Source organism: Anaerosporobacter faecicola (assembly GCF_012070565.1).
Taxonomy (GTDB): Bacteria; Bacillota; Clostridia; order Lachnospirales; family Lachnospiraceae; genus Anaerosporobacter; species Anaerosporobacter faecicola.
Map to the genome: position 1 here is coordinate 187,858 of NZ_JAAQRO010000008.1, position 25,321 is coordinate 213,178.

Below are 25,321 nucleotides of genomic sequence, written 5' to 3' on the forward strand. Positions count from 1 at the left end.
GCGCTCCTATCTATAAATCTGGTGTTACATTAATCAGTTGTACATGTAAGATATTCTCTAATTCTTCAATTGATTCTTTCACATGAAGCGGAATCACATCATCGGTCTCGATGATACAAAAGGCTTCTTCTCCTCTGGCGTTCCTACTTAACCGCATGGTTGCGATATTGATTCGATTATTTGCTAGAATCGCAGATACTTCACTGACAATTCCTTTCTTATCATAATGATTGATAATAATGGTACTATACTGTGCTGTGAATTCGGTATGGAATCCATTGATGCTAGTAATCAAAATCTGTCCTCCGCCAATGGAAGAACCAATTACCTCGTACTCCCTGTCATCTAGTAGTACAAATGTCATCTTAACTGTATTCTCATGTACATTTTCCAATTGAATAGGATAGAATTCATACGAAAGTCCCTGTTGCTTTGCCAGTTCAAAGGACTCTGCCAAAGCTTCATCATCTTCATATAAACCAAGAGCCCCTGCAACTAAAGCACGGTCCGTTCCATGCCCTTTGTAGGTCATTGCAAAGGAACCATGCAAACCAAATCGAACTTTTTTAAATGGTTCATCTACAATATTCCTTGCGATTCGCGCTAATTTTGCTGCTCCTGCTGTATGTGAACTAGATGGTCCGATCATAATAGGACCTACAACTTCAAAAATACTTACATCCATTCTATTCTACCTTGTCTTTCTTTTCCATTGTGATATTGGTATTAAGAATAGCTTTTCCAAACTGTTCAACGCTATTCTAAATGTTTTGTGCCACTCGGATATTCACCCTACCCGGGTTACTTTCGAATGTTTTACGGGTCACATAACGACCCTAATATCATCATATCACACACAAGATAGAAACGCACTTGCCTCCTTTACTACATCAAAGAGTTTGTAAAAATGGTTCTATTTTTTCAAATAGGGATACGCGGTTAAATGGAAGCATGAAGTAATATCCGTCTGCGTAAGGACTTAATTTTTGAATCAGTTCCTTCCCCAGTTGTGCACCCACATTTTCCGCTTCTTCTTTCGTCATCTCTGGTGTATAGCGTTCCACAATCTCCTCTGGAACATGAATACCAGAAAATTCATTTTTAATAAAATTCGCATTGCGGTAGCTGACAAAAGGCATAACCCCACAAAGAATCTTCGTATCCACATGTTCTTTAATATATTCTAGATTATTCATTGCAGCCTCATCATAGACTGGCTGTGTAAGGAAATACTGTGCCCCTACCGCAATCTTTCGCTCCATTCGTTCTACAATCTTTTCTACTCGCCCTAATCCAGGATTTAACGCCCCACCATATACGATTGGATCTTCTTTAAAATGTTCCTCGTTCATCTGTTTGATAAACTGCATCAAATGAATGGAATTATAGTCAAATACGCTAGTTGTTGACAGACGCTGCTCACTTGGAACCGGGTCCCCTGTTACCACAAGAAGATTACGAATCCCATTCAAATATGCCCCTAATAAGGTGGATCGCATTGAAATCATATTCTTGTCTCTGCAACAAACATGTGGCATAACTGGAATTCCATATTGGGAAGTAATCTTCAAACTCATTAATACCGAATCTACCCGACTTCTTCCCATTGGGGAGTCCGCTATGGTAACAATATCTGCTGATGTTTTCTTAATTGCTTCCACACATTCCATCAACTTTTCATCTTGGTGATCATATGGCGGATCAAGCTCCACTGCAATCATTTTTTTCCCAGACTGTAATCGATCCAAGAAGGTTTTCTGTGATTGGATTCGCTGGTTTCGTTGTTGCTGGTAATCTGGTTTGCTTGTTTGTATTTTGCTTGGTTCTATTTGGTTTGATGGAACTTTGCTTGTTTGTATTTTACTTTGTTCTGCTTGATTTAATAGACCTTTACTTGGTGTTACTTTACTTTGTTCTATTTGATTTGATAGGCCTCTGCTTGGTGTTACTTTGCCTTGTTCTATTTGATTTGATCGGCCTTTGCTTGGTGTTACTTTCCTTTGTTCTATTTGATTTAATGGAACTTTGCTTGGAGATCCTTGATTCAAAGTTTCTTCATTTCCCGGCTTATGCAACTCAGCAAATGCCCGAATATAGGCTGGTGTCGTCCCACAACAGCCTCCTATGAGAGAGACTCCCATCTCTCGCATTTCCTCTAACTTCTCTGCAAAATACTTAATGTTCGTACCAAATACCATTCGGCTATACATCTGCTCTGGATACCCCGCATTCGGTAATGCGGCTATTTTCTTATTTGGTGGAAAGGTTATATTCTGTAAAAACTGAACCATATGTCCAGAACCAATACCACAATTAAACCCACAGATATCGATTTCCTCAATCTGTTCAACCTCTCTTAACAGTTTTTCACCAGAAATTCCCGCCATCGTATAACCATTCTTATTAATACAGAAATTCGTTATAATACATACCTCTGGTTTTCTTTTCTTAACATAGGAAACCACTTCACGAAGAACCTCGATTTCACTAAATGTCTCAAATAAAAAGATCTCCGCCCCTTCTTTAAGAAAGGTTTCACAGATTCGAATATATTCCTCCTGTACCTCTTCCTTGGTGGTCTCACCATGGGTAGGTATTGGTCCGAGATCTGCTGCTATGTAAACAGCTCGTTCCTGCTGCTGTTCATATTCTTCTACTGCTCTTTTTGCCAAACGATAACCTTCTCGTATCAACTGCTTTTGTTTTTCTTCATCAATCTCCATTACAACGGTATTCGCTGCAAATGTATTGGTACGGATCAACGTTGCTCCTGCCTCAAGATATTCCTTATGAATGGCAACAATACTATTGGGATCCTCCATATTTGCCCATTCTGCAATTGTATTGGTCTCCTGTTTCTTTCTTGCATAATAAGTTCCCATTGCCCCATCTACAATTATTGGTTCTTTCTCTATTTGCTCTAGGAATGGATTCATCCTTTCATTCCTCCTTGTCTTATCTTCGTATTATATTGTGTTATTGTAAGGAATTAGAGCGTTAAAGTCAAGAAATCACAGGTGTTTTGGTTTATAGGAAATTCAGATATCTAGATATACTTATTTCTGATATGAGGAGTTGAATCATCGTTTATAGCATAACCTCTTCCTTTGTTACATCCTCAATCCAATGCTATGCATTGCTTTTCGAACATCTCCATTTCTTCGATTGGGTAACTCCGATGAACGCAACAGGATAAAGCCCATATAAAATGACCTATGAATACTTTGCTTTCATAGGTCACAGGATGGTTTTTCATAAATAGTTATTTCTTATAGTTATTTCTTATAGTTATTTCTTTTTAAAAAATAGGCAAATTCCAACTAGTACACTTCCCACCATTACAAATAAATCCGCTATGTTGAACACAACGTCTTTCAACCAATGAAAGGAAAAGTAGTCGACAACATATCCTCTTCGTATCCGGTCATATACGTTACTTGAGGCACCTCCAATCAATAACGCTAATGCGAATTTCAGTACCTTATTATCTTTTTTTGGTATAAGCATTCCAAATAAAAATAATAGACTACCAAGTAATAGTCCAGAGATAAAGATGACGATCTGTGTATTCTTTTCCAGAAAATTCAACATCGCTCCCTTGTTATGGTATCTCGTTACAATGATCTTACCGTCAAGGATTTCTTCCTCTTCATTCATCTTCTTGGTCTTTTCAATCTTATTTTTTATAACCAATTCTGTTGTAAATATTGCAATTGCAATAATAAGGTAGATCATAGTCCTTAACTCCTTTCTATCATTCCTTCATCAGGAACTTTCCAAGCTGCCGCCAATTCTTTGTATGCGATTCTCTGTTCTTCATTTCCCATTGCTTGATAGCAATCAGCTAATCGATGGAGTGGATAATCACCTGCATAATGAATATTCAGCTGACACTCCGTTTCATATGCTGCATTATAATACCAGATCAACGCTTCCTCAAACTCTTCTTTCCTATAATAGTATTCTCCTAATTCATAGCATACTTCCGAACTGGCTTTCGAAGCAATATTCTTCAAAGTTACTTTCATCAGTAAGGATAGATCCTCTTGTAAACGAGCGTATTTGGTAAGAACACATTGAATATATCCAATTTCTTCTGCTGTTCTTGAAGTATCCTTTTGCAATTCTAAAAAATATTGCCCTGCTTCTAAAAAGTCTTCCTCATTTCCTGCAATGAATAATTCCTTCGCGAACATATGGACCAACTTGCTAGATAATCGATCTCCCTTTTCCAATACGTGATAAAAATTATGAAAATCACGTTTGGCATGAGAGGTAACCGGTTTATGCATTATTTCTATATCGCTATCGTAAATCACTGGCTCAATATTTACTGTTTCATGAATGGGATCCTGCCAGGTAAATTCTCGTAATCGTTTATACAGTTTTGGTCTGTATTCCTTATCATAGTTGTAAGTAGTTCCATACTGCAACTGATTTGTATAATACATCTGAACGATTTCAATTTCAGGTAGCATCGCTTCTTTTAAATATAAGAATTTTTGTTGATTTTCTTCATCTATCTCTTCATCGGCATCTGCCACATAGATATAGTCCATAGTTGCTTTCGAGAATGAAAAATTCCTTGCAGCAGCAAAATCATTAATCCAAGGAAAATCATAGATCTTTGTGGTATATCTCTTCGCTATGTCTTTCGTCCGGTCTGTTGAACCTGTATCCACTATCACAATTTCATCCACCAACTTCTGAATGCTGTCAAGACAACGTGCTAGAATTGCTTCCTCATTCTTGACGATCATACATGCTGTAATTGTAATCATTGGTTTCCTCCGATCTAAACTCTAGTATAAATTTTTATTTTGCCATATTTTTAATAACATTTCTAAAATTAATGTTTCATAATCTTATAAACTTGTGCTTCTACGTATTACTCACACATTTTGTACACTAATATTATACCATTTTCATTAGATGAAAGGAAGTAACAAAAAGAGGCTGCTAAATGATGTGACCTCAAAAATTCCTTTACATGCTCTGCACTGGTATCAACAGTTTTTTCTTCTATTTCTTGAGATTTAATATATATCTTAGGCTTATCCAAAGTTTTCTTCCGACCTTTCTTATGAGGTCTCAAAGCATCAGGACCAGCAATCCGAAAGCGATTAACCCAACCGGTAATCAGATTTGGATTTGCTATACCTTCTTTAAGTGCTAATTCTTGATATGAGACCTCACTTGATAGATATAACTCTACCACATGAAGCTTCTGATTAAAAGAGTATTTATCTTTCTGTCGAGAACGCTTCAATCCATCATCACCATAGTTTTGATAAGAAACTATCCACCGTTGGAGTTGAGAATGAGTTGAATAACCATACTTTTTGACAAGCGCATTCGTACCACCCTCACCATAAAGATATGCCATAACAAATTTTTTCTTTTGTTCAAAACTGTATTTTGCCATAAAAATACCGACCTCCCAATCGTTAGATTTTGATATGTACCCAGAATCCTGGACACATATTTATAAACTAGGCGGAGATCATGGATGCTTTCCTGTATTCTACAGGAGGCATCCATTTTGTTTTTGCCTGAATTCTTTTGTTATTATAGTAATCTATATATTCTTCAATAGCTTTTGAGAATTCTTCAAAAGAAGAATAGTCTTTTTCGTAACCATAATACATCTCATTTTTTAATCTTCCAAAGAATGTCTCCATTATACAATTATCGTAGCAGTTACCCTTTCTAGACATAGATTGTATAATGCCATGTTCTTTTAAGCGCTCTTGATAGTAAGTGTGCTGATATTGCCAGCCTTGATCTGTGCTATCATGAATTCGGTATAATACAGACTATGCCGAAAAAAATACTATACCGAAGTTTTATGTGTAACAGCGTACAGGCGTAATACTATACCAATTTTTCCGTATAGTATTTCAATGATAAATTAGCTTCCAATTTAAGATGATATTTTGAGCTAGCATTAATGTTGGTTATACTTCATATGGTTGTGGAGCAATTTTACTATAAAAAGTGAATCTTTACGCTTAATTAAATAAAAAAACTATTAGGTTGTAATAAAACGTTTTAATAAATTCAGTACTTTATTGGAACAGATATAAATACTATGCTGAAGAATTATTGAATAAACAGTATCTATCAGACTTTATAAATAACTTCGGTATAGTTTATTCTTCGGCATAGTCTGAATGAAACAGTAATCCTGTAACATTAGGAAACTTCATAAAAGCAGAATCTAACATTCGCTTTACTTGTTCCATATTGGGACTTAAAGCAAGATCATAGGATACTATTTCATTTGTTGCCATATCATGTATTGGTGATAGATAGCACTTTCCCCATGAAAAGTTAAATTGTGATACATCAGTAGTCCATTTCTCTAATGGTTTCGAAGCTTCAAAGTGTCTATCTATGATGTTGTTCGCAATCCGACCAACCTCTCCCTTATAGGAATGATACTTTTCTTTAGGACGTTTGCCAAGTAGACCAGCTTCGTGCATGAATCGTTGAACTCGCTTATGATTTACTTCGTAACCTCTGTTGCATAGTTCTCTGTATACTCGTCTGACTTCGTATCTGCGCTTATTCTCTTCAAAAATATTTTTGATTTCTTTCAATAGTTCTTCATTTCTTAAAGCAACAGCATCATCTTTACTAATTTCAAAATAGTAGGTTGATTTAGCAATACCCACCGATTTAAGTAGATGCTTTAATTGATATCCCTTTTCTCTGAGGTCTTTGATGATAGCTGCTTTTTCGCCTTGAGTAGCGCAGCCTCTCTTTCGTGTCTCAAGGCGATTAATTTTTTTATTGCTTCATTTTCAGTTTTTAAATATTCTGTTTCAGCTCTTAATCTAATTAATTCTTCTCTCTCTGATAGAGTTAACTCAGTGGGCTTAAATTCTTTTTTCATAGGTATATCCTTTTTACTACGTCGACCTTTCTTAAGGTTTAATCCTTCATACCCATTTATTTTATATATTTGAACCCATTTTGACAATAGTCCTGAATCAATACCAGCACTAATAGCAACACTTTTTTGAGATTCTCCTGCCAACACACGCGCAACCAATTCGTATCTGTATTCCGCAGTACGTTCCTTACAAATCGTAGGATGTCTAAGTGATTCAAGACCATAGATATCTGCAATTTTTGACCACTGTACAATCCTTTTCCTAAAGCTTTTTTGCCCGATACCATCTGGTGTATTAATCCACTGACCAGAACGATACATTTCTACTGCATTTAATTTAAAAGCATAATCATATTTCATGTAAAAACCCCCTTTACTGGTGTTGTCCAGTAAAGGGGGTACATATCATTTTGGTCTAACTTTTGGGGGTCGGTACAAAAACAGCCCCTTTTTGTTACTTTACAACGGAATATTTCCATGCTTCTTTCGAACATTAATTAATTCGCTTTTACCACGTAACATGATCAGATCCGAGAATAATCGTTCTCTTGTTTGTGTTGGTTCAATCACTTCATCTACATAGCCATATTGCGCCGCAATTTCTCCATTCATACAAGAATCACGGTACTCTGCCGCCTTTTCATTAATAAACTGACCAACTTGTCCTTTTGGTAGACTCTTCATTTCTTTGCTATGAATGATCTCTACTGCTCCTTCTGCACCCATAACAGCAATTTCAGCTGATGGCCATGCATACACATAATCTGCATGGAGATGTTTGCTACACATCGCGATATACGCTCCACCATAGGCTTTTCTTAAGACAACTGTTAGTTTAATGGTACTTGCTTCCGAATATGCATAGAGTAATTTTGCCCCATGTCTTATAATTCCCTTCATCTCCTGATTTACACCTGGCATAAATCCTGGAACATCCACCAAGGTAATGATCGGAATATTATACGAATCACAGAAACGGATAAACCGTGCTGCTTTGTCACTGGCGTCACAATCAAGCACACCCGCAACATAATTTGGCTGATTTCCTACCACTCCCACTGTTATGTTACTTAATTTTGCAAAGCCTACAACAATATTTTGTGCAAACTCTGACTGCACTTCTATAAAACTATCTTTATCAAACATTTCCTCAATAACCTGGCGCATATCATAGCTTTGGCTCATTCGTTCTGGTAAGATTGATTCTAAGCCTTTTTGACTCTTGCTACTATAGTTTTCTTGACGAAATGTATGTCGATCTCCGTAATACTGTGGTATCATTTCAATCAATTTTCTTACACCTTCATAACAGCTTTCTTCTGATTGATATCGAAAATGTGCCACTCCACTTGTGGTAGAATGTACTTTTGCACTTCCTAGTTCATCTGCAGTAACCGTTTCATTGGTAACACTCTTGATTACCTTTGGCCCCGTTACGAACATATTACTGACATCATCAATGGTAAAGATAAAATCCGTAATACCAGGAGAATATACAGCTCCTCCTGCACATGGTCCCGCAATAATAGAAATCTGAGGGATGTATCCAGATGCTAATGTATTCATGTAGAAGATATCGCCATAACCAGCAAGAGAATTCACACCTTCTTGAATTCTTGCACCGCCGGAATCATTAATACCAATGATCGGACATTTGCTCTTAATTGCCATCTCGATCACATGAGCAATTTTCTTTCCATGTTCATTCCCTAGTGTACCACCCATTACTGTAAAATCCTGAGAATATATGTACACTCTCTGACCTTTGATCGTGCCATAACCCGTAATTACACCGTCATAAGGCAGTGTATTCTCCATTAATCCAAGCGCTGTTGTATGATTGGTTACTTTGGAACCAATCTCACGGAATGTATCTTTATCCAAGAGCAATGCAATTCGTTCAATGGCATGAAGTTTTCCTTTATCATGTTGCTTTTGTAATTTATATCGATCAGCATATTCTGATTCTTTTTCTTTTAAAAATGGAATATTCTCTGTGATTTTATTCTTTAGTTCTGTTATTCCTGATGGAAACATCGATAATTTTTGTTCTTCCAAGTAATGGACACCTCACTTATCTTACTATACTTACTTCATTCTGTGCTATAAAAATCCCTTCTTAACTATTGCCAAAGAAGGCTATGTTCAAACACATAATTACTTGTAAGATAGATTATAACGGATGTGAGAGGGAAATTCAATAGATTTATTTTGATATTCAAAGTATTTTACATATGTATCATTTATCACTCAGCTAAAACTTAAATATTTTCTATATATACCTGTTATATATTCCCTAATAAAATGCTCTATGTATTACAATCTGCTCTATATTCTAATATTCTTTTATAATCCTCTACGAAATCCACTTCAGCCCAAAAATCTCCAACAATATCCTTAACATATATTTCTCTTTCTTGCACAAAAGAATAGATTACATCTTCCCACCACATATTGTGGCTACCCTCTTTAATTAACTTTTCTAATCTATTTTTAAAATCCTCTAAAAAACTTTTCTTCATCTTTGCAATTCCAACATATTCTCCACTAATGTCGTTTCCACAAAGATTTTTCCCATATTTCAGTAGTTTTCCATCTAGAAATTTGAACTTATAATCAGCCTCCTCCTTACGGCTACTATCCGCAATCATAACAGGATTTTCACTTTCTTCCAGTAATAGATCAATTATACGAGTTTCTAAAAAAACGTCTGCATTCATCATAATAATATCATCATCAATAAAATCTCTAGCAAACCATGCAGATGCAATACTATTCGTTACATCATAAAAATAATTATAATAAAATTTGACTTTGTATTTATTTAATAAATCCTCTAAAACCTGTGCCTTGTAACCCAGAACGAGAGCTATATCATAAATACCCCTTTTATGTAATTCTTGTATTGTATATTCAATTAATGTAATATCCCCTATGTTAACCGTACATTTGGGTTTCCCCTCTATATAGCGACTTATTCTTGTCCCTTTACCTGCAGCCATTATAAGTACTTTCACAATATCCCCCTATTCTGCAAATCAATAAATGCATGTATTAATCTATCATTATCCCCTATAGTTATATTACCAATATGACCAATTCGAAGCATCTTTTCTTTCACTGTTCCTCCACAAGGATTAACTACTATTCCATATTCCTTTTTTAGCAATTCGAATATGCGGGATGCATTTTCTGTATTGTTCAATTTAATTGGAGTCATTGCGTTGGATAAACTTTCTGATGGTATAGAAAACGGTAATTCACTAATTTTTTTTCTAAAATCTACAGCCAATTCTCGAGTTGACTCGATGACATGATCAATTCCAATACTACATATTTGTTTAAGACGATCATCTAGCTGAAGAGTTATACCTACTGCAGTAGTAAATGGAGTTTGTCCACGTTCCATATTGCGAAAATATTCTTTTAAATCAAGATAATAATGTGATGTTGTTTGACACATAATTTTTTTATAGGTTTGGTTATTCACAATAACTGCTGCCATACCAGGATGGAGAGCCAATGCTTTTTGTGAACTTATTATTGTCGCATCAATATTCCATTCATCCATTTTGTATTCATCCGCTAAAAAACTACTTATTGCATCAACTACAAATACTGCTCCAATTTCGTGACAAAAATTTCCCAAACTCTTGCCATCATATAGTACACCTGTTGATGTTTCATGAATATTGACCAATACACCTGTTATTCCTCGATCCTTATAGCGCTCTAATTGTTCACTAGTAGGTACTTTTCCTTGTTCAAGTTCCAATACCTCAATGTTATACTCATATTTTCTACATATATCAACAAATCTTCTGCCAAAACCACCACCAACAATAATAAGTAATTTATCATTATTATTGAATATATTGCAAACTGCTGCTTCCATTGCCGCAGTACCCGATGCTGTTAATAAGGCAACTTTAGAATCTTGTGATGTAAACATACATTTTTTTAGATTTTCAACAATTCTATTATTAATTTTTGAAAATTCATTTGTCCGAAAATAAGGAATCTGTTGTGCAGAAATCTTTTTCGTATTTTCGTACATTTGGACTGGTCCAACAGTAAACAATAGTTCTTCCATCCTTTATCCTCCCCATAAACTACATTTTCTTGTTATTTTCCTTATTCATATATTAGATTACCTGCTATATGAGTGAAAATAATTTCTAAATTCTTATTTTTTTTATCTTCATCATCTAGTCTGTTATGGTTATAATCAAGTAATTCTACTGAAAATCCAGCTTGTAAATGGAATCTTCCATCTTCACCCACAGACGCGGCGGATTTAAAATTGCATATATAATCTTTCCAGTATATACTAGCATAATAAGGGTCTTTGGGATGAATGGATTCACTAATCACATATTCTCTTTCGTTTTCACCACCAAATTCTACTGGCAATTTACCATCTATGTATTCACCCTTCATTTGAATATCTAATAATTTACACATAATAGTACTATAGTCCGCTGTCGATATTAACTCCTTACATATCTTTTGATTAATACCCTTTCCTCTAAACATGAATGCCACTTTCGTTCTTTCAGGAGACAGGAAGAATTCATCTGGTTTTACCAAATATCCTTGCCCATGATCAGCAAATAATGAGACAACAAACTCTTCATCTGTATAGTGATCTTCTAAATATTTATAAATCAAATATAAATATTCATCAATTACCTTCGCTTGTTGAATATAAGCGGTTCTCTTATTTTTGCTGTAAGGTTGTTTTGCAGATGTTGTACCATGTTCTATCACCCGATCTGCTATGGATAATTTTGCTTCTACGGAAGCTTGTAATTCAACTTCATCAGCAATATCATGTAAGTCTCCTATTCCTATCCACATATAATGATTTGTCTCATTCATCAATTTCATATGATCGAGGGCAGCACTAACTACTTCGTCTGTTCTCATACCTTTCCATTGGTGCTGATAAATAATACGGTCCATACCTCGTAAATACCCATAGTTTGACGTTGATCTCCAATCTCCATCAATTTTGGCAGTTTGATAACCAGCTTCAGATAAATATTCCGATAACAAAGTAACATCGAATGGTAATGCCGCATGTAATTGATTATGCATGATCATATGGTGTGTTGTATCTAACCCTGTAACATATGTTGCTAATGAAGGATATGTCCATTCAGATGCACTATACGCATTATTACATATTGTCCCTTTGCTAAAAAATCGATATGTATTTGGCATCAAATTCTCAAATCCCTCTTCATTAATGACAACCTGCGAAAGACCATCAATGAATAATGATAAAACAATTTTTTTCTTATTCTCGTCATATGTAGTTGGAATTGGTTTCCCTATTATGATTGGCGCTTCTGAATATATTTTTGTATTTGGTTTTACACGATAATAAGAAAAATGATTTGGATTCTTAATATTTAAGATAAATTCCTGCTTATCTTCTTGGAATTTCAATTTATTATTCGTTTGAGAAAGAATCGGAATAATTCTCTCACAGCCATCATTCACCTGCATCTTATCACCACTAGCAATAATCGGGCGAATTTCTCCTTTTTCCTCAATCATATTATCTGATTTTCGGAAATAATTCGTCATTCTATCATAATATCCTACATACGCTTCCTTACCATCATAGTCTTTAAATATTTTACCAATGTTTGTTTCATAACTCTGAAATGGATTCGACATAATACCAAAACCATTTTTACTATTCTCTTTTACCTCTTTAATTTCTTGAATAAACCGATTGATCTCTTTTTTATTTTTTTTGGTTTTTGATATATCTATATACCTATTGGTTAATTCTCCAAGTTTTGCTTCTATATTCAAATCTAGTACTTCACGGTTATTTTCATTTCTTGCTAAAAACAATACTTTCGTATAATATTCACAAGCATGATAAATATCACTCTTTATTTCATATACAACAGCAAGATTATAATTTGCCTCTGTATTAAATGGATTTCTTCTAACACCAATTCGTGCCCAATTTAGTGCTTCTTCCATATCTCCTATTTGCAGAAAATACGTAACTTTAATTGATACTAACTCAAGATCATCTGGTGCTTCTTTCTCATACTCCAGAATAAAATCCTCAATCCCCTCTAAATCCTGCTGCTGCAGCTTTTCGTTTATTGTAGTTTTTAATTGTGACATTCATTTCCTCCCATCTCACGTAAGAAGCAGGATAATTCAAAGAATTATCCTGCTTCTATAATATAGTATTGATTAAATTTTCCATTATACTATGCATTCATCCTTGAATTAACATTCTATATTATTATCGGCAATTATTGCAATAAAATTAATAGATTCATATTAATCCTACAAGTAGTAGAAAAACATCTTTGTCAATGTTCAAAGCCGTCAGCCTGTTACTTCTTTTTCCGTCCCTATAGCATCTCAGAAGACTTTCTCTGTAACTAACATGTTACTATCTACAAAGATCATTAATATTATCTATAACAAATTCTTGCTCTTTATCTGTTAATCCATAAAAAATTGGTATACTAATACAATGTTCATAATAATTCTCTGCATTGTTACATATAATATCTTTATATCCATTATCTCTATAATACGGAAATTTGTATATTGGAATGTAATGAACATTAACTCCAATGCCTATACTACGTAATTTATCAAATACTTGTCGTCTGTCATAGTTAAGAACTTGAATAGTATAAAGATGATAACTATTATTGCATTCCTTTAGTTGATATGGTATTTTTATATTCTTATTATCGGCGAATGCATTATCATATCTTTTCGCAACCTCTCTTCTCCTTAACAAAAATTTATCAAGTTTTTTCATTTGAGATATACCAAGTGAACATTGAATATCTGTAATTCTATAATTATATCCCAAATCTAATTGTTCATAATACCAAGGTCCCTCATTATGCGAAAGTAGTGTAGCATCACGAGTTATTCCATGTGATCTAAACAAAATTAATCTATTATATAACTCCTTATTATTTGTAACAACCATACCACCTTCACCCGTTGTAATATGTTTAACTGGATGAAAACTAAACGTTGTCATATCTGATAAGCTTCCAATCTTTTTACCTTTATAGTCAGCTCCAAGTGCATGTGCTCCATCTTCAATAACAACTAAATTATGATTTCTAGCTATCTTATGGATCATATCCATATCACATGGTTGTCCTGTGAAGTGTACAGCAATAATTGCTTTTGTACGTTTAGTAATTTTTCTTTCAATATCTTCAGGATCAATATTATAGGTATCTGCATCTATATCTGCAAATACAGGTTTTGCACCACAGTAAAGTGCACAATTGGCTGAAGCAGCAAAAGTAATTGGAGTTGTAATTACCTCATCACCTTTTCCAATTCCAGCCGCATAACAAGCTGCGTGTAATGCTGCTGTACCATTCGATACTGCTACGGCATATTTAGCACCAACATAAGATGCTACGACTTTCTCAAACTCAGCTACCTTAGGCCCCGTTGTTAAGAAATCTGATTTAAGGGTTTCTACAACAGCTTGTATATCTTCATTATCTATTGATTGATGTCCGTATGGAATGTACATGTGGGATCAACTTCTTTCTTAATTTTTCACATTTTTTAGCCATTTTTTACTCTATAAATATCTTTTACTTCATAGTTTAATAAATTAAATATATCTATACTAAACAACATGTGCTATACTATTCTATCTTTTTTTAACTTAATTACACTAATCTATTATTTTTCTAATACATTGAAAAGCTTCAACATATGATTTTCCAACTATTAACCCACGATACTTAGCTAAAAGTTCAATCCCATCTTCAGATCTTGGATGTGGATATTGACATAACTCTGTTTTATAACACTGCATCGCTTTCTTTTTATGTTCTATATACTTACTTATGTCAATAAATACATTAGGTTCAAAACTTTGTTTTAATCCAAAATTCCATTCAGATGAAGATAGTGTTTCAAATGTATATATTTCTTTTACACAACAATCTTTCATTGGCCTAGTTGCAGTTATTACAGCATGATACGTATATTGATGATCAATATTCAAATCACCAAAATGGTGTGTATATATAATATTAGGACGAAATTCATTAATTTTCGCTTCGACAAGCTTAACTACATCAATTAATTCTACCTGATCAAAACGATTATCAGGTAAATTAGCAAAGTCAACTTTACTATATCCAACATATTTTGCAGCTTCTAATGTATCTGCATGTAACTTATCGATAATGTCCTTATCAACTGTATCTCGATTATTGAATCTAGATGTTTGTCCCTCCCCCAGTATTAAACACTGTACTATATCTCCTTTTTCAACATATCTTGCAACAGTAGCACCAACACCAAGAACTTCATCATCAGGATGAGCAACAACAACTAAAATCTTATTCATTAAACCCCTCCTTAATCATTATTAACTAATAATTTTAAACATGTTATACAATTACATAGTATTATCAATTTCTTTAGAAAACTCAAAATAATCATTATATTCTATACAACTATAACCTAAATTCCGAAATCTCATTATTGAATGAATATTACTCTTCTTTACGTTAGCAACTAATATTGTTCTATCATATATCTCTCGAACCTTATTCTCTATTAATTTTATGATTACTGTTCCATATCCTTTTTTTCTATAATTCTTTTGAATACTATAATCAATATATGCAATATTGTCTTTATATTCTAACCGTATCTGACCAACTGGAGTATCATTATCCATTAATATATACATGAAACAATTATTATCTTGGTATCTATCATGAAACCATCTTATATGATTTTCATATTTAATCATCTCTATATTAAATGAATTTTTTCTTACCTCTGTTTCATTCACCCATTGAAACAACAAATCCATATCTGTGAGAATAACATCTCTTAAATATTTCATAATACTCCTATCTAAATAGAAATCACTTAAGTAAGTGTTTGAATAATATATGGATCAATAAAGTAATATAATATTCTTATATCCTATTCATTACCATTTTTATTATCATTTCTGCTACTCTATCTGTTCCTAATCCATCGATCAATTTTAAACCATTGTTACTCATTTTTTTTCTTAACAAAAAAGAGTTGACCACATTGTTCACTATTTTACTCAAGCGATTGTCTATATCACTATAATTGCCTATATTAATAGTTACTTCTTTCTTATTCATGTATTCTGCAACCATGATTTGATCCGGTGAAAGTATAAAACTTATTGAAGGTGTACCTGTTGCTGCTAATTCATATAATGTACTACCTGAGGAAGTAATAAATAAATCAGATTTCAGCATTTCTTCCTTCATATTTGAATTGTATATTAATTTAAAATATGGTAAGTTTCCAATACTATTTTTTATTGAGAAAACATTGTTGAATGCTTTACCAATTATTATTCTAACATTTATCTTACTATCAAATTTAACCTTTTTTAATACCTCGATTACTTTACAAGTCATACCTAATGGATCACTACCACCAGTAGTTATTGTAATAGTTTTAACATTTTCATTAACTATTCTATTATTACAGTTCCGAAAACACTCTCGCATTAAGGTATACTTGCAACCCAAAAGATTAATTGATTCATTATCATAACTTAAGTCAGTAGCATAACAATTCCCATTAACAATCATGTTCACATTATACTTTTCTTTACATAGATCATCAATGTAAATAATATTTTTAACAGACTTCCGTAATCTAGTAAAATAGTTATTAGTTACACCATAATTGTCTACAATTAAGCAATCAATACTCAGTTTTTTTAATACATGCATAAGCTCATTTAGTTCATTTTCTATACTTTCGTAAACATAATCATCAACATTATTGATATTGTACTCTGTTGATAATTTGATTATCTTATATTTTACTCCTACATTCATATCATTTCTGATTATAAAAAAAATCTTACACTCCTTATTCTTGCTTAATGCATCTGCTAATGCATTGCAACGAACAAAATGACCATATCCAATATTTTCACCAACATCAAAACGAAAAGCTATATTCATAACAACATGCTCCCCTCAAACTCCAGTAGTATTCTTATTAATTATAGTGGTTGTATAAACTTTGATTATAAGCTATTACAAAGCTCACTAAAATTACTATTTAATATATTCTGTTGAATGCTACTATTAATATCATACTTATAACAAAAATCTTTAAATATATTCAAACTTTGTTCTATTGTAACATTAGGATAATCGGAGCCATAAAATATACGTTTTCCTGACATCTTTTTTATAACAAATGCATAATCTTGAATTACTGTTGAGCCCCACCAGTAATATAGTGAAAAAGAAATATCCATAAACAAATTAGGGTATTCTTCCATTAGTAATAATGTATCAAGTACTTTCGTCATTCCACCATGCGCAACTATTAATGGTGAAATAATTCCGTTGCCTAATAAATATTCTGCTAGATGTATTCCATTTGTTTTATATATATTTTTCGAACCATATGCCGCGCAAATAACTAAACACATATTATATTCTTGTATTTTTTTTGCATACTCTAATATTTTAGGGAAATCCTTATAATCTATATTTTGTTCATACGGTAATATCTTAACAAATCTAATATTATGATTTTTCAGTTTTTCTAATTCTAAACTACATATTTTTTCAAGTGGATTAAGCATTACACTGGGTATGATATTAGTTGGCCATGTTATATTACATAATTGTTTGACAGATAAACATGGATCTATAATATGAAGTAAAATTTTCTCAATTGAATTATCATTCATTATTTTTTCTATATTATTAAGATCAAGTTTTGAATCATTTGTGAAGTCATAGTGAAAATGTGCATCAATCATAGTAAACCTACTTCCCTAAGAATATCATAAACTCTTTTTGTGGTATTGGCTTGTAATTATGGACTAACTGTAGATTATCAGTTAATTCGAAAGCCATATCCATAATTGTATTTGGTGAATGATAATAAACTAAATCTTCTTTGGGATAAGTTTTTGTTAATTTAGTACTTAAAAAGTCTAAAATAAGCGTTTCATTTGCTAAACTAAATGATTTTTTCATAAATTCTTTAGTATAGTCTAAATTATTAATATTATGCAATTTAAAATTGAGTGTTCCTAATGATAAAACTATATCTGCATTACTTATAGAATCAGTATCTAACAACACATTTTTTTGATAAAATTCACATTCAGGAAATTTGTTTTTACAATATTCAATGAAATCTGGTATAATATCAATTCCTATATACTTACAGTTAATGTCATGGTCTTTTAAATACACATAAAAATCCGCAAACCCACATCCAATATCCAATATCCTTTTATTGGTAAAATCTATATTTTTGATCAATGTATCAAACCGTTCGATTTGATCTTCTTTCTTTCCCCAACCTAAAGCTTGTGGTACAACCCCTAAGCGCTTGTATCTCTCCGAATAACGTTGTATTGCATCCTCTTGAATTTTCCTATACTCATCTATATTCGTCATTTTATCTCTCCATATCTATATATTATTAATTGAAAAAGTATCATTCTCTAGTTGTTGTAAAACTTTATTTAAATACTCTAAATCAGAATTTCTCTCTCCAGCAACTTCATCAATTACCAAGCCCAATTTAATAGGAAATCTCTTATCTAAAAAGCTCTTCATTCCATACTCGAGTTCTTCTGTCCACGTATTACAATTTCTACAATCATAACCTATGTTCTTAAGATACTCAAAATCTGCATTAGCAACTGCTTTTCTAAACTCTCTAGCTTTTTCAGATAATAAGATTTCTTCTAACGTATTATCGTTAATATTTCCTATTACAAACTTGCTAGACCAATCCAATGAACAAGGATTTACAGTACCATCTGCATTAACTTTCACAGAAGTCCATGGATTAACACAAATATCATATTCCTCATTAATCTTTTTATCTTCTAATTTACCATATTCCTTACTATCTGATTGTAAACTTAATAATTCACCTTCATAGTAGTTATCAATCGGCATTTGATTCCAGAATTTTTTTGATACTTCTCTATACTCTTTGCCTTCTTCAACTAGAACTGTACCTACTGTAATAAAAACTGGTTTCTTATTTTCTCTTACATATTTTATGAATTTCAGTACTTGTCTAATTGTTCTATCAAAATTCGCACCTTTTAAAACCTTTTCATAAGTCTCTTTATGTAAAGATTGGAACGATATTTGAACACGAGACACACCACTATTAGCTAACTTTACAATATTTTTATCAGTTAGAGCTGTACCATTGGTAATTATGGAAACAAACATCTCTTTTCTAGATGCGTATTCTATCATATCATAAATCTGAGGATTTAAAAGTGGCTCTCCATTACCATTAAGGGATATATAACTACCTTTTTTCAACTTATCGATTGTCTTGCAAAATGATTCCAGACTTACACTTTTTAATTCTCTACTCATATTTTCTCTTGCACAAAATATACAACTAAGATTACATCTATTCGTTGATTCTACATAAATATTTAATAACCCTTTTGGCTCTAATAAATCTCCCTCTATGATCTCTCCTCTTTCTTTCTTTTCAATAATACTTTTCATTTGTGCATAATTTTCAGCGTAAGTATTTATTATATCCTTTGCTCTATATTTATCAAACATTCTTTACCTCCATAAAATATATTAATTGAACTCACTTTACTTAAGCTACTTCAAAAATATATCGTTATTATTTTCTATTAATTGATCTCTTTAATTTAAAAAACATGTACATATTCCGTATCTAATGCCTTTATACGATGTTCTATATCTGCAGCATCAACAAGTAGTTTTTCAAATTTGTCACCCTCAAGTATTACTACTCCCTCCCTTGATCTTGCATCATCTGTACTACCCATCTCTTTATTCTTCGTAGCATTAATATGCATAGCTAATATATTAGAATTAGAAATCTGTTCTGGTAGTTCTTTACCCAAAGGAGAGAAAAAATACATAATTGCTTTTTTCTTGAGTTCCAAAGACTTGATCAATACTTTTTCCCCAAGAGACATTCTTATCAATGATTCCGTAAAATTATATCCTGTGATAGATTTCAATATTACGTTGGAAATAAATACACCTCCACCTCGATTAGCTGCTTCTACAAAATATATATTATCTGTATTTTCTTCAATTAAGAACTCAAAATGAGTAAAACCAAAATTTATTCCATATGCTTTTACTATATTCTCAGAATAATTTTTAACTAAACCAATCTGTGATTGACTTAATTTCCCTGGATAATAAAGGATTTTTGCAACATTTTTATTATCCTTATAAGTATCCTTACTTGAAACAGTTATAAAATTGAATTGTTTGCTATCAAAAAAACCTTCTACAGTAATCGTATCTCCTTCAATATATTTTTCAATAATGCACATTCTTGAATGAGAGTTAACAACCGCAGTTAGCCATGCATTTTTAATACTCTCCTTATTGCTTACCTTTATTACTCCTATACTTCCTCTGTTATCCAATGGCTTTATTATTACAGGATAGCCAATCTTTTCAGCCTCACTTACAGCCTGTTCATAATTCCAACATAAAGAAAACTCTGGTTGCTTTATTGAAGTTAATCCCTTATCAACTAAAATCTTTCTTTGTAAATATTTATTATTAGTAATGGTCAATGTTTCTAATTGAGGTCCAGGTAAATTATGTTTTGTAGTCAAATAAGCAACAGCATACATTGAATAATCACATTCATCAGATGTTATGGCATCTGGCAACTCGCAATTATATATTTTTTCAAGTTCTTCGATGTTCCTACTATCTACTTTATATACTACATCTGCATTCAATTGATTTACACTCCACTGAGTTGTTGCTATAACATAATAGCCCATTTTCTTTGCATTATCAATTAATGGAATCTGTTCCCAACCTGCTCCAATTATCATAATTTTTTTCAACAATACCACTCCTCTCACTTGTAACTATAAGAAATCTTTAATCTTCAAAGGATGATTGCTTTCAATTTCGGCCTGTACTTGTTTTCCAACTATCTCATTTAAATTCCAAGCTGATATCATACTGTTATCCCCTCTGTAATAATCGATATCTTCTTTTGTTATTATCTTACCTTTTTCTACTTTGTTTCTTGAATATAGTCTCATTTCAAATGTATCTCTATTTTCTAACTCAAACTCTGTTAAGTTATTTCTAATTCCATTACCTAATGCTTTTTCAATATCTCTAATACATGATACCATAGACTTAAATTCATTCGGTTCAATTGCAAAAAAATGATCGGGCCCTATATTCTTTCGCGATAAGGTAATATGCTTTTCTATTACCTTGGCACCTCTTGCCACTGCAGCTAAAGTGATATGGTATCCTAAAGTATGATCAGAAAAACCAACAACTGTTCCAAACATTGCTTTTAATGTATCTATGAAATTTAAATTAACTTCATCCACTGGAGTTGGATAACTCGCAATACAATGTAATAATATTAACTGTTCTCTATTTCTAATAAGTTTAACTGCTCTCTCTATATCTTTATATAAACAATATCCAGTAGACATGATGATCGGTACATTCATATCATTTACCTTTTCTATTAATTGTGGAAAACCATACGTCTGTGGTGAAGCTATTTTGACTATAGGTACTTGTTGAGCATTTAATAAATCAATAGCATCTAAATATGTAGGTGCACTCAAACAAGTAATACCAATTTTCTTAGCATAATCAAATATTTTATCATACCAATCTTCTTCTAATTGTATTTTTTTTAGTAAATCAATCTGCTCAGGTGAGATTCTAGAATATTGATATAACTTTTCTCCTTTAATTGACTGAAACTTAACAGCATCTGCACCACACTCTTTAGCTATTTCCATCATTTCATATGCCAAATTAATATCTTGATTATGGTTTGAACCTATTTCTGCTATAATATATGTTCTTTCACCACCAATAGTATTATTATCTAATTTAATCATATTTCTCTCCTGTTAAAATTACTAAAAAATAATCCCATACGCACTGCCATTAAAATTCTTATTTTAATCCTCTAATATTTTTCACAAGTTGGTCAACAGATAACCATTCTTTATTATTTCCAGAGTTATACTCAAAACCACTATCAACCTTTTTACCGCCTTCTATAATATACTCTTTATTCCACCAATTAAAATGTGGATAGATAATATAGTGTTTTTCGTACTCATACGTTGTTAATGAATCTTCTTTAGTAACCATAACTTCATGTAGCTTCTCACCCTCTCGTATTCCGACCTCAATCATTGAACACTCTGGCAACATAGCCTTCGCTAAATCTGTTATTTTAAAAGATGGTATTTTAGAAATAAAGGTTTCTCCGCCCTTGGCTTCTTGCAATGCCTTAATTACTAACTGAACTCCTTGCTCAAGATTAATCCAAAATCTTGTCATCCTAAAATCTGTAATAGGTAATTCCTTTTTCCCACTGTTAATGATTTCTTGAAAAAATGGTATAACAGATCCCCTACTTCCTGCAACATTTCCATATCGTACAACAGAAAAATTCAGTTCTCTATCTCCAACATACGAATTAGCAGCAATAAAAAGCTTGTCTGATACTAATTTGGTACCACCATATAAATTTATTGGATTTACTGATTTATCTGTTGATAAGGCAACTACTCTCTTTACAGTTGGAGAATCTAATACTGCATCAATAACATTCATTGCTCCATTTATATTAGTTTTAACTGCCTCTATTGGATTGTACTCACAAGCAGGAACCTGCTTCATTGCAGCCGCATGTATTACATAATCAACACCATTCAATGCTCTAGCTAAACGAGCTTTATCTCTAACATCACCAATAAAAAAACGTAATATTTTTTCGTATTTCTTTAGTCTATTAGCCATAATAAATTGTTTATATTCATCTCTTGAATATATTATTATTTTTTTGGGTTTATAGTTTTTCAAGACATAATCTGTAAAGTAATTTCCAAAAGAACCTGTGCCACCTGTTATTAAAATCGTTTTATTATTTAACATATTTTCCCTCTTTCATTTTTATTTTCTATACTTCTAATTATTTTTAAGATACTTTTTTAAACATACGGTATCAAATGTTGACATTTTTCTTCGGTCGATGCAATCATACCATATATCCTCTTGCTCTTCAATCTTTCTTAATTTTTCCAATAACTCCTCGGTTATATTTTCCTTACCTATTATAACGACTCCACTATCATCACAAACAGCGATAGCACCATCATATATATTTTTTCCCTTTTGTATTATCTCGTTATACTTTTCTTTATTAACATTTTTATTGAAACAACCAATAGGGGATACACCATTGCACCATATTGAATAATTTTCTTTAATTAGGGTATGTGCATCACGCAATTTACCATTAGTAATAATTGCTGCTGCTCTCTTGTATAAAAGAACATATTTAGAAACCAAATCTCCTATAATAGCTCTACCATTTACATCAATGGCATCAATCATAAAAATTTCTCCATCTTCTAACTTCTCTGCTTCTTCATGAACAGTCCAATTCGATTCTTCAATAGCATATGAATACCTAATTCTTCCAACCTCAAAATGCCTTTGATTCAACGCTACTGAATCATGGAATAGTCCTGATTTTCCCAGACAGTCAGCCACTTCTGTTGTTGATACATGGTTTCTTCTAATAAAATCAATAATTTGTTTCTCAACCTGCTCCATATTCTACACCCTTTCTGCCATTTATTTAATAAGGCTTTACAACTACTTTCTACTCCATAAACTTGGAAAAATTATAGCTTTTTCTACATTATTAAATGAATTAGAAATTTCAGTTATAAACTCATCATTTAAAGATCCTCGATTAAAATAATTAATATTTTGTAATAATTGCTCTTTTGTATCAACCCCAAACACTAAATAATCTATATTAGAATTGCTTTGTACATATTGTAACGCACCATCAACAACACTAAGATCGTATTTATCAAGTATTCCTCTAAATCTATTTATCAATTCTTTTGCACTAGATAAATTATCTGGTATTTTCTCAATATCCATAGTAATTAGTCCTTGTAAAAAAGCGCTTCTGGTAAATATTGTAACTCCTTTATTTTTGGCGTATTGCATAAATTGAGTTTTTTCACCTCTTTGATCCAATATACTATATGGTAATTGAATATAATCAACCACTCCAGAGTCCACTGCTGAAAATCCATCTTCTATTTCATATATAGAAACTCCTATATTCTTTGTTAGTCCTTTATCCTTACTTTTCTGTAAAGCTTCTAGTACATAATCATTATGAACATAAGATGGTGTGTGTAATAAGTATCCATCTAAAATGTCTATGTTTAATCTTGATAAAGATTGTTCTAACTCATGAGTAATTATATCAAGTGGTTTCTTATTACTGTTCTCTTCTAATATATTAGGCTTAAGTTTTGATATTATTTCTAATTTGTTCTTTAGTTGTCTTTTTTTAATAAATTCTCCCAAAATATTTTCTGCTGTTCCATAGGCAAATGCAGTATCAATCTTCTTAATATTATGTTCAACTGCAATATCCAACATTTCAAAACTATTCTCGATACTTGGCTGTCCTAATGTATTATTAATTCCGTATTTCATGCCAAATTGTACTGTACCCAAACACAAATCTACCATAAGTACTCCTCCTAGTTATACATTTTTATCTTAAATTCCAACCACCATCAATTTGTAACAGCTGTCCAGTAAAATATTTATTTTTATCATCTAAGCAAAATTCCAATGCCTTATTGAATTCATCAATCTCAGCCATTCTACCTAAAGGCGTTCTACTACAATATTCCTTATGAAAATAATCGGTCTGTCTATCCTTGTCTCTAATTCCTCCTATTAGCAAAGAATTCACATTAATTCCTTTAGAAGCATATTGTACTGCCATATACTGTGTAATATAATTCATTGCTGCTTTTGATGAAGCATATATCAATGAAGTCGGAACCATGTTACGATCATAAACTCTGTTATCTGGAACAACTGCACTATACATTGAAGATATATTTACGATTGCCCCTTCTTTAGTTATTATATCATCAGCCATACTTGCTATTAAGAAAGCAGTTCCAAATACATTCACATTATAATGTTGTTGCCATATATTAATATCCATTTCAAATGCATTTTCAATTTTATCACGACACACCGCGCAATCTACTAGAGCATATATTCCCTCATTATATTTACTTTTTATATTTGAAATAAACTCCTCAATTTTATCTTGTTGATCAAGGCAGAGAATCTCAGGCTTACAGTTTGACATATGTCTTTTATCTAAAGTTAATAGAAAATCATCTATGTTCTCTTTACTCCTCGAAGTTGGAATAACAAAAGCACCTTTAGATAATAAAAAATCAGTAAACACTTTTCCAAGACCAGAGCACCCCGCCGTAACTACTATCTTTTTTTGCTCCAGTGACAT

General features: G+C 32.2%; 25 protein-coding genes. All 25 read right to left on the reverse strand.

Annotated features, from left to right (window positions below; translation table 11 throughout):
- Positions 1–10: 10 nt before the first annotated feature.
- The 25 genes from sdaAB to HBB17_RS04155 all read right to left on the reverse strand — a co-directional run bounded on the left by sdaAB (position 11) and on the right by HBB17_RS04155 (position 25,321).
- Positions 11–685, reverse strand: a complete 675-nt coding sequence (sdaAB, locus tag HBB17_RS04035; protein ID WP_167955965.1) for an L-serine ammonia-lyase, iron-sulfur-dependent subunit beta — start codon at positions 683–685, stop codon at positions 11–13.
- Between the two features lie 205 nt (positions 686–890).
- On the reverse strand, positions 891–2,936 hold the full coding sequence (locus tag HBB17_RS04040) for a homocysteine S-methyltransferase family protein (protein ID WP_167955967.1): 2,046 nt from the start codon (positions 2,934–2,936) through the stop codon (positions 891–893).
- Positions 2,937–3,288: 352 nt separating this feature from the next.
- On the reverse strand, positions 3,289–3,735 hold the full coding sequence (lspA, locus tag HBB17_RS04045; RefSeq protein WP_167955969.1) for a signal peptidase II: 447 nt from the start codon (positions 3,733–3,735) through the stop codon (positions 3,289–3,291).
- Positions 3,736–3,740: 5 nt separating this feature from the next.
- Positions 3,741–4,781: a glycosyltransferase family 2 protein gene (locus HBB17_RS04050; protein ID WP_167955971.1), complete on the reverse strand. Its 1,041-nt coding sequence runs from the start codon at positions 4,779–4,781 to the stop codon at positions 3,741–3,743.
- A gap of 107 nt (positions 4,782–4,888) precedes the next feature.
- Entirely contained in the window at positions 4,889–5,425 is a 537-nt protein-coding gene (locus tag HBB17_RS04055; protein ID WP_167955973.1) for a helix-turn-helix domain-containing protein, read from the reverse strand.
- Between the two features lie 67 nt (positions 5,426–5,492).
- Positions 5,493–5,801 (reverse strand): transposase, encoded by a 309-nt coding sequence (locus tag HBB17_RS04060; protein WP_408609333.1) that lies wholly within the window; start codon positions 5,799–5,801, stop codon positions 5,493–5,495.
- Positions 5,802–6,152: 351 nt separating this feature from the next.
- Complete coding sequence (locus HBB17_RS04065; protein WP_167956239.1) at positions 6,153–6,788, reverse strand: IS3 family transposase; 636 nt, start codon at positions 6,786–6,788, stop codon at positions 6,153–6,155.
- Positions 6,695–7,258: a helix-turn-helix domain-containing protein gene (locus HBB17_RS04070; RefSeq protein WP_167955976.1), complete on the reverse strand. Its 564-nt coding sequence runs from the start codon at positions 7,256–7,258 to the stop codon at positions 6,695–6,697. Before HBB17_RS04070 ends, HBB17_RS04065 begins: the two co-directional genes overlap by 94 nt.
- Positions 7,259–7,357: 99 nt before the next feature.
- Complete coding sequence (locus tag HBB17_RS04075; RefSeq protein ID WP_238483665.1) at positions 7,358–8,956, reverse strand: acyl-CoA carboxylase subunit beta; 1,599 nt, start codon at positions 8,954–8,956, stop codon at positions 7,358–7,360.
- 251 nt (positions 8,957–9,207) lie between these two features.
- Positions 9,208–9,915, reverse strand: coding sequence for a phosphocholine cytidylyltransferase family protein (locus HBB17_RS04080; RefSeq protein WP_167955978.1), 708 nt, complete (start codon positions 9,913–9,915; stop codon positions 9,208–9,210).
- Complete coding sequence (locus HBB17_RS04085; RefSeq protein ID WP_167955980.1) at positions 9,912–10,991, reverse strand: pyridoxal-phosphate-dependent aminotransferase family protein; 1,080 nt, start codon at positions 10,989–10,991, stop codon at positions 9,912–9,914. The genes HBB17_RS04080 and HBB17_RS04085 overlap by 4 nt, the downstream gene beginning before the upstream one ends.
- Positions 10,992–11,032: 41 nt before the next feature.
- On the reverse strand, positions 11,033–13,054 hold the full coding sequence (locus tag HBB17_RS04090) for a sulfatase-like hydrolase/transferase (protein WP_167955982.1): 2,022 nt from the start codon (positions 13,052–13,054) through the stop codon (positions 11,033–11,035).
- Positions 13,055–13,331: 277 nt separating this feature from the next.
- Positions 13,332–14,456, reverse strand: a complete 1,125-nt coding sequence (pseC, locus tag HBB17_RS04095) for a UDP-4-amino-4,6-dideoxy-N-acetyl-beta-L-altrosamine transaminase (RefSeq protein ID WP_167955984.1) — start codon at positions 14,454–14,456, stop codon at positions 13,332–13,334.
- Positions 14,457–14,603: 147 nt separating this feature from the next.
- Positions 14,604–15,287 carry a PIG-L deacetylase family protein gene (locus HBB17_RS04100; RefSeq protein WP_167955986.1) on the reverse strand — a complete coding sequence of 228 codons (684 nt, stop codon included), beginning with the start codon at positions 15,285–15,287 and terminating at the stop codon, positions 14,604–14,606.
- A gap of 51 nt (positions 15,288–15,338) precedes the next feature.
- Positions 15,339–15,794 carry a GNAT family N-acetyltransferase gene (locus HBB17_RS04105; RefSeq protein WP_167955988.1) on the reverse strand — a complete coding sequence of 152 codons (456 nt, stop codon included), beginning with the start codon at positions 15,792–15,794 and terminating at the stop codon, positions 15,339–15,341.
- A 76-nt stretch (positions 15,795–15,870) separates the two neighbouring features.
- Complete coding sequence (gene pseG / locus HBB17_RS04110) at positions 15,871–16,911, reverse strand: UDP-2,4-diacetamido-2,4,6-trideoxy-beta-L-altropyranose hydrolase (protein WP_167955990.1); 1,041 nt, start codon at positions 16,909–16,911, stop codon at positions 15,871–15,873.
- 65 nt (positions 16,912–16,976) lie between these two features.
- Positions 16,977–17,726 (reverse strand): amidohydrolase family protein, encoded by a 750-nt coding sequence (locus HBB17_RS04115; RefSeq protein WP_167955992.1) that lies wholly within the window; start codon positions 17,724–17,726, stop codon positions 16,977–16,979.
- Between the two features lie 7 nt (positions 17,727–17,733).
- The gene (locus tag HBB17_RS04120; protein ID WP_167955994.1) at positions 17,734–18,375 is read right to left on the reverse strand and encodes a class I SAM-dependent methyltransferase; all 642 of its coding nucleotides are present in this window, start codon (positions 18,373–18,375) and stop codon (positions 17,734–17,736) included.
- 15 nt (positions 18,376–18,390) lie between these two features.
- Positions 18,391–19,521 (reverse strand): radical SAM/SPASM domain-containing protein, encoded by a 1,131-nt coding sequence (locus tag HBB17_RS04125; protein ID WP_167955996.1) that lies wholly within the window; start codon positions 19,519–19,521, stop codon positions 18,391–18,393.
- A gap of 95 nt (positions 19,522–19,616) precedes the next feature.
- Positions 19,617–20,810, reverse strand: a complete 1,194-nt coding sequence (locus HBB17_RS04130) for an ATP-grasp domain-containing protein (RefSeq protein WP_167955998.1) — start codon at positions 20,808–20,810, stop codon at positions 19,617–19,619.
- A gap of 24 nt (positions 20,811–20,834) precedes the next feature.
- Complete coding sequence (locus tag HBB17_RS04135) at positions 20,835–21,845, reverse strand: N-acetylneuraminate synthase family protein (RefSeq protein WP_167956000.1); 1,011 nt, start codon at positions 21,843–21,845, stop codon at positions 20,835–20,837.
- Positions 21,846–21,903: 58 nt separating this feature from the next.
- On the reverse strand, positions 21,904–22,893 hold the full coding sequence (gene pseB, locus HBB17_RS04140; protein WP_167956002.1) for a UDP-N-acetylglucosamine 4,6-dehydratase (inverting): 990 nt from the start codon (positions 22,891–22,893) through the stop codon (positions 21,904–21,906).
- 33 nt (positions 22,894–22,926) lie between these two features.
- Positions 22,927–23,577, reverse strand: coding sequence for an RraA family protein (locus HBB17_RS04145; protein ID WP_167956004.1), 651 nt, complete (start codon positions 23,575–23,577; stop codon positions 22,927–22,929).
- A 42-nt stretch (positions 23,578–23,619) separates the two neighbouring features.
- The gene (locus tag HBB17_RS04150; protein WP_167956006.1) at positions 23,620–24,522 is read right to left on the reverse strand and encodes an aldo/keto reductase; all 903 of its coding nucleotides are present in this window, start codon (positions 24,520–24,522) and stop codon (positions 23,620–23,622) included.
- Positions 24,523–24,547: 25 nt separating this feature from the next.
- Complete coding sequence (locus tag HBB17_RS04155; RefSeq protein ID WP_167956008.1) at positions 24,548–25,321, reverse strand: SDR family NAD(P)-dependent oxidoreductase; 774 nt, start codon at positions 25,319–25,321, stop codon at positions 24,548–24,550.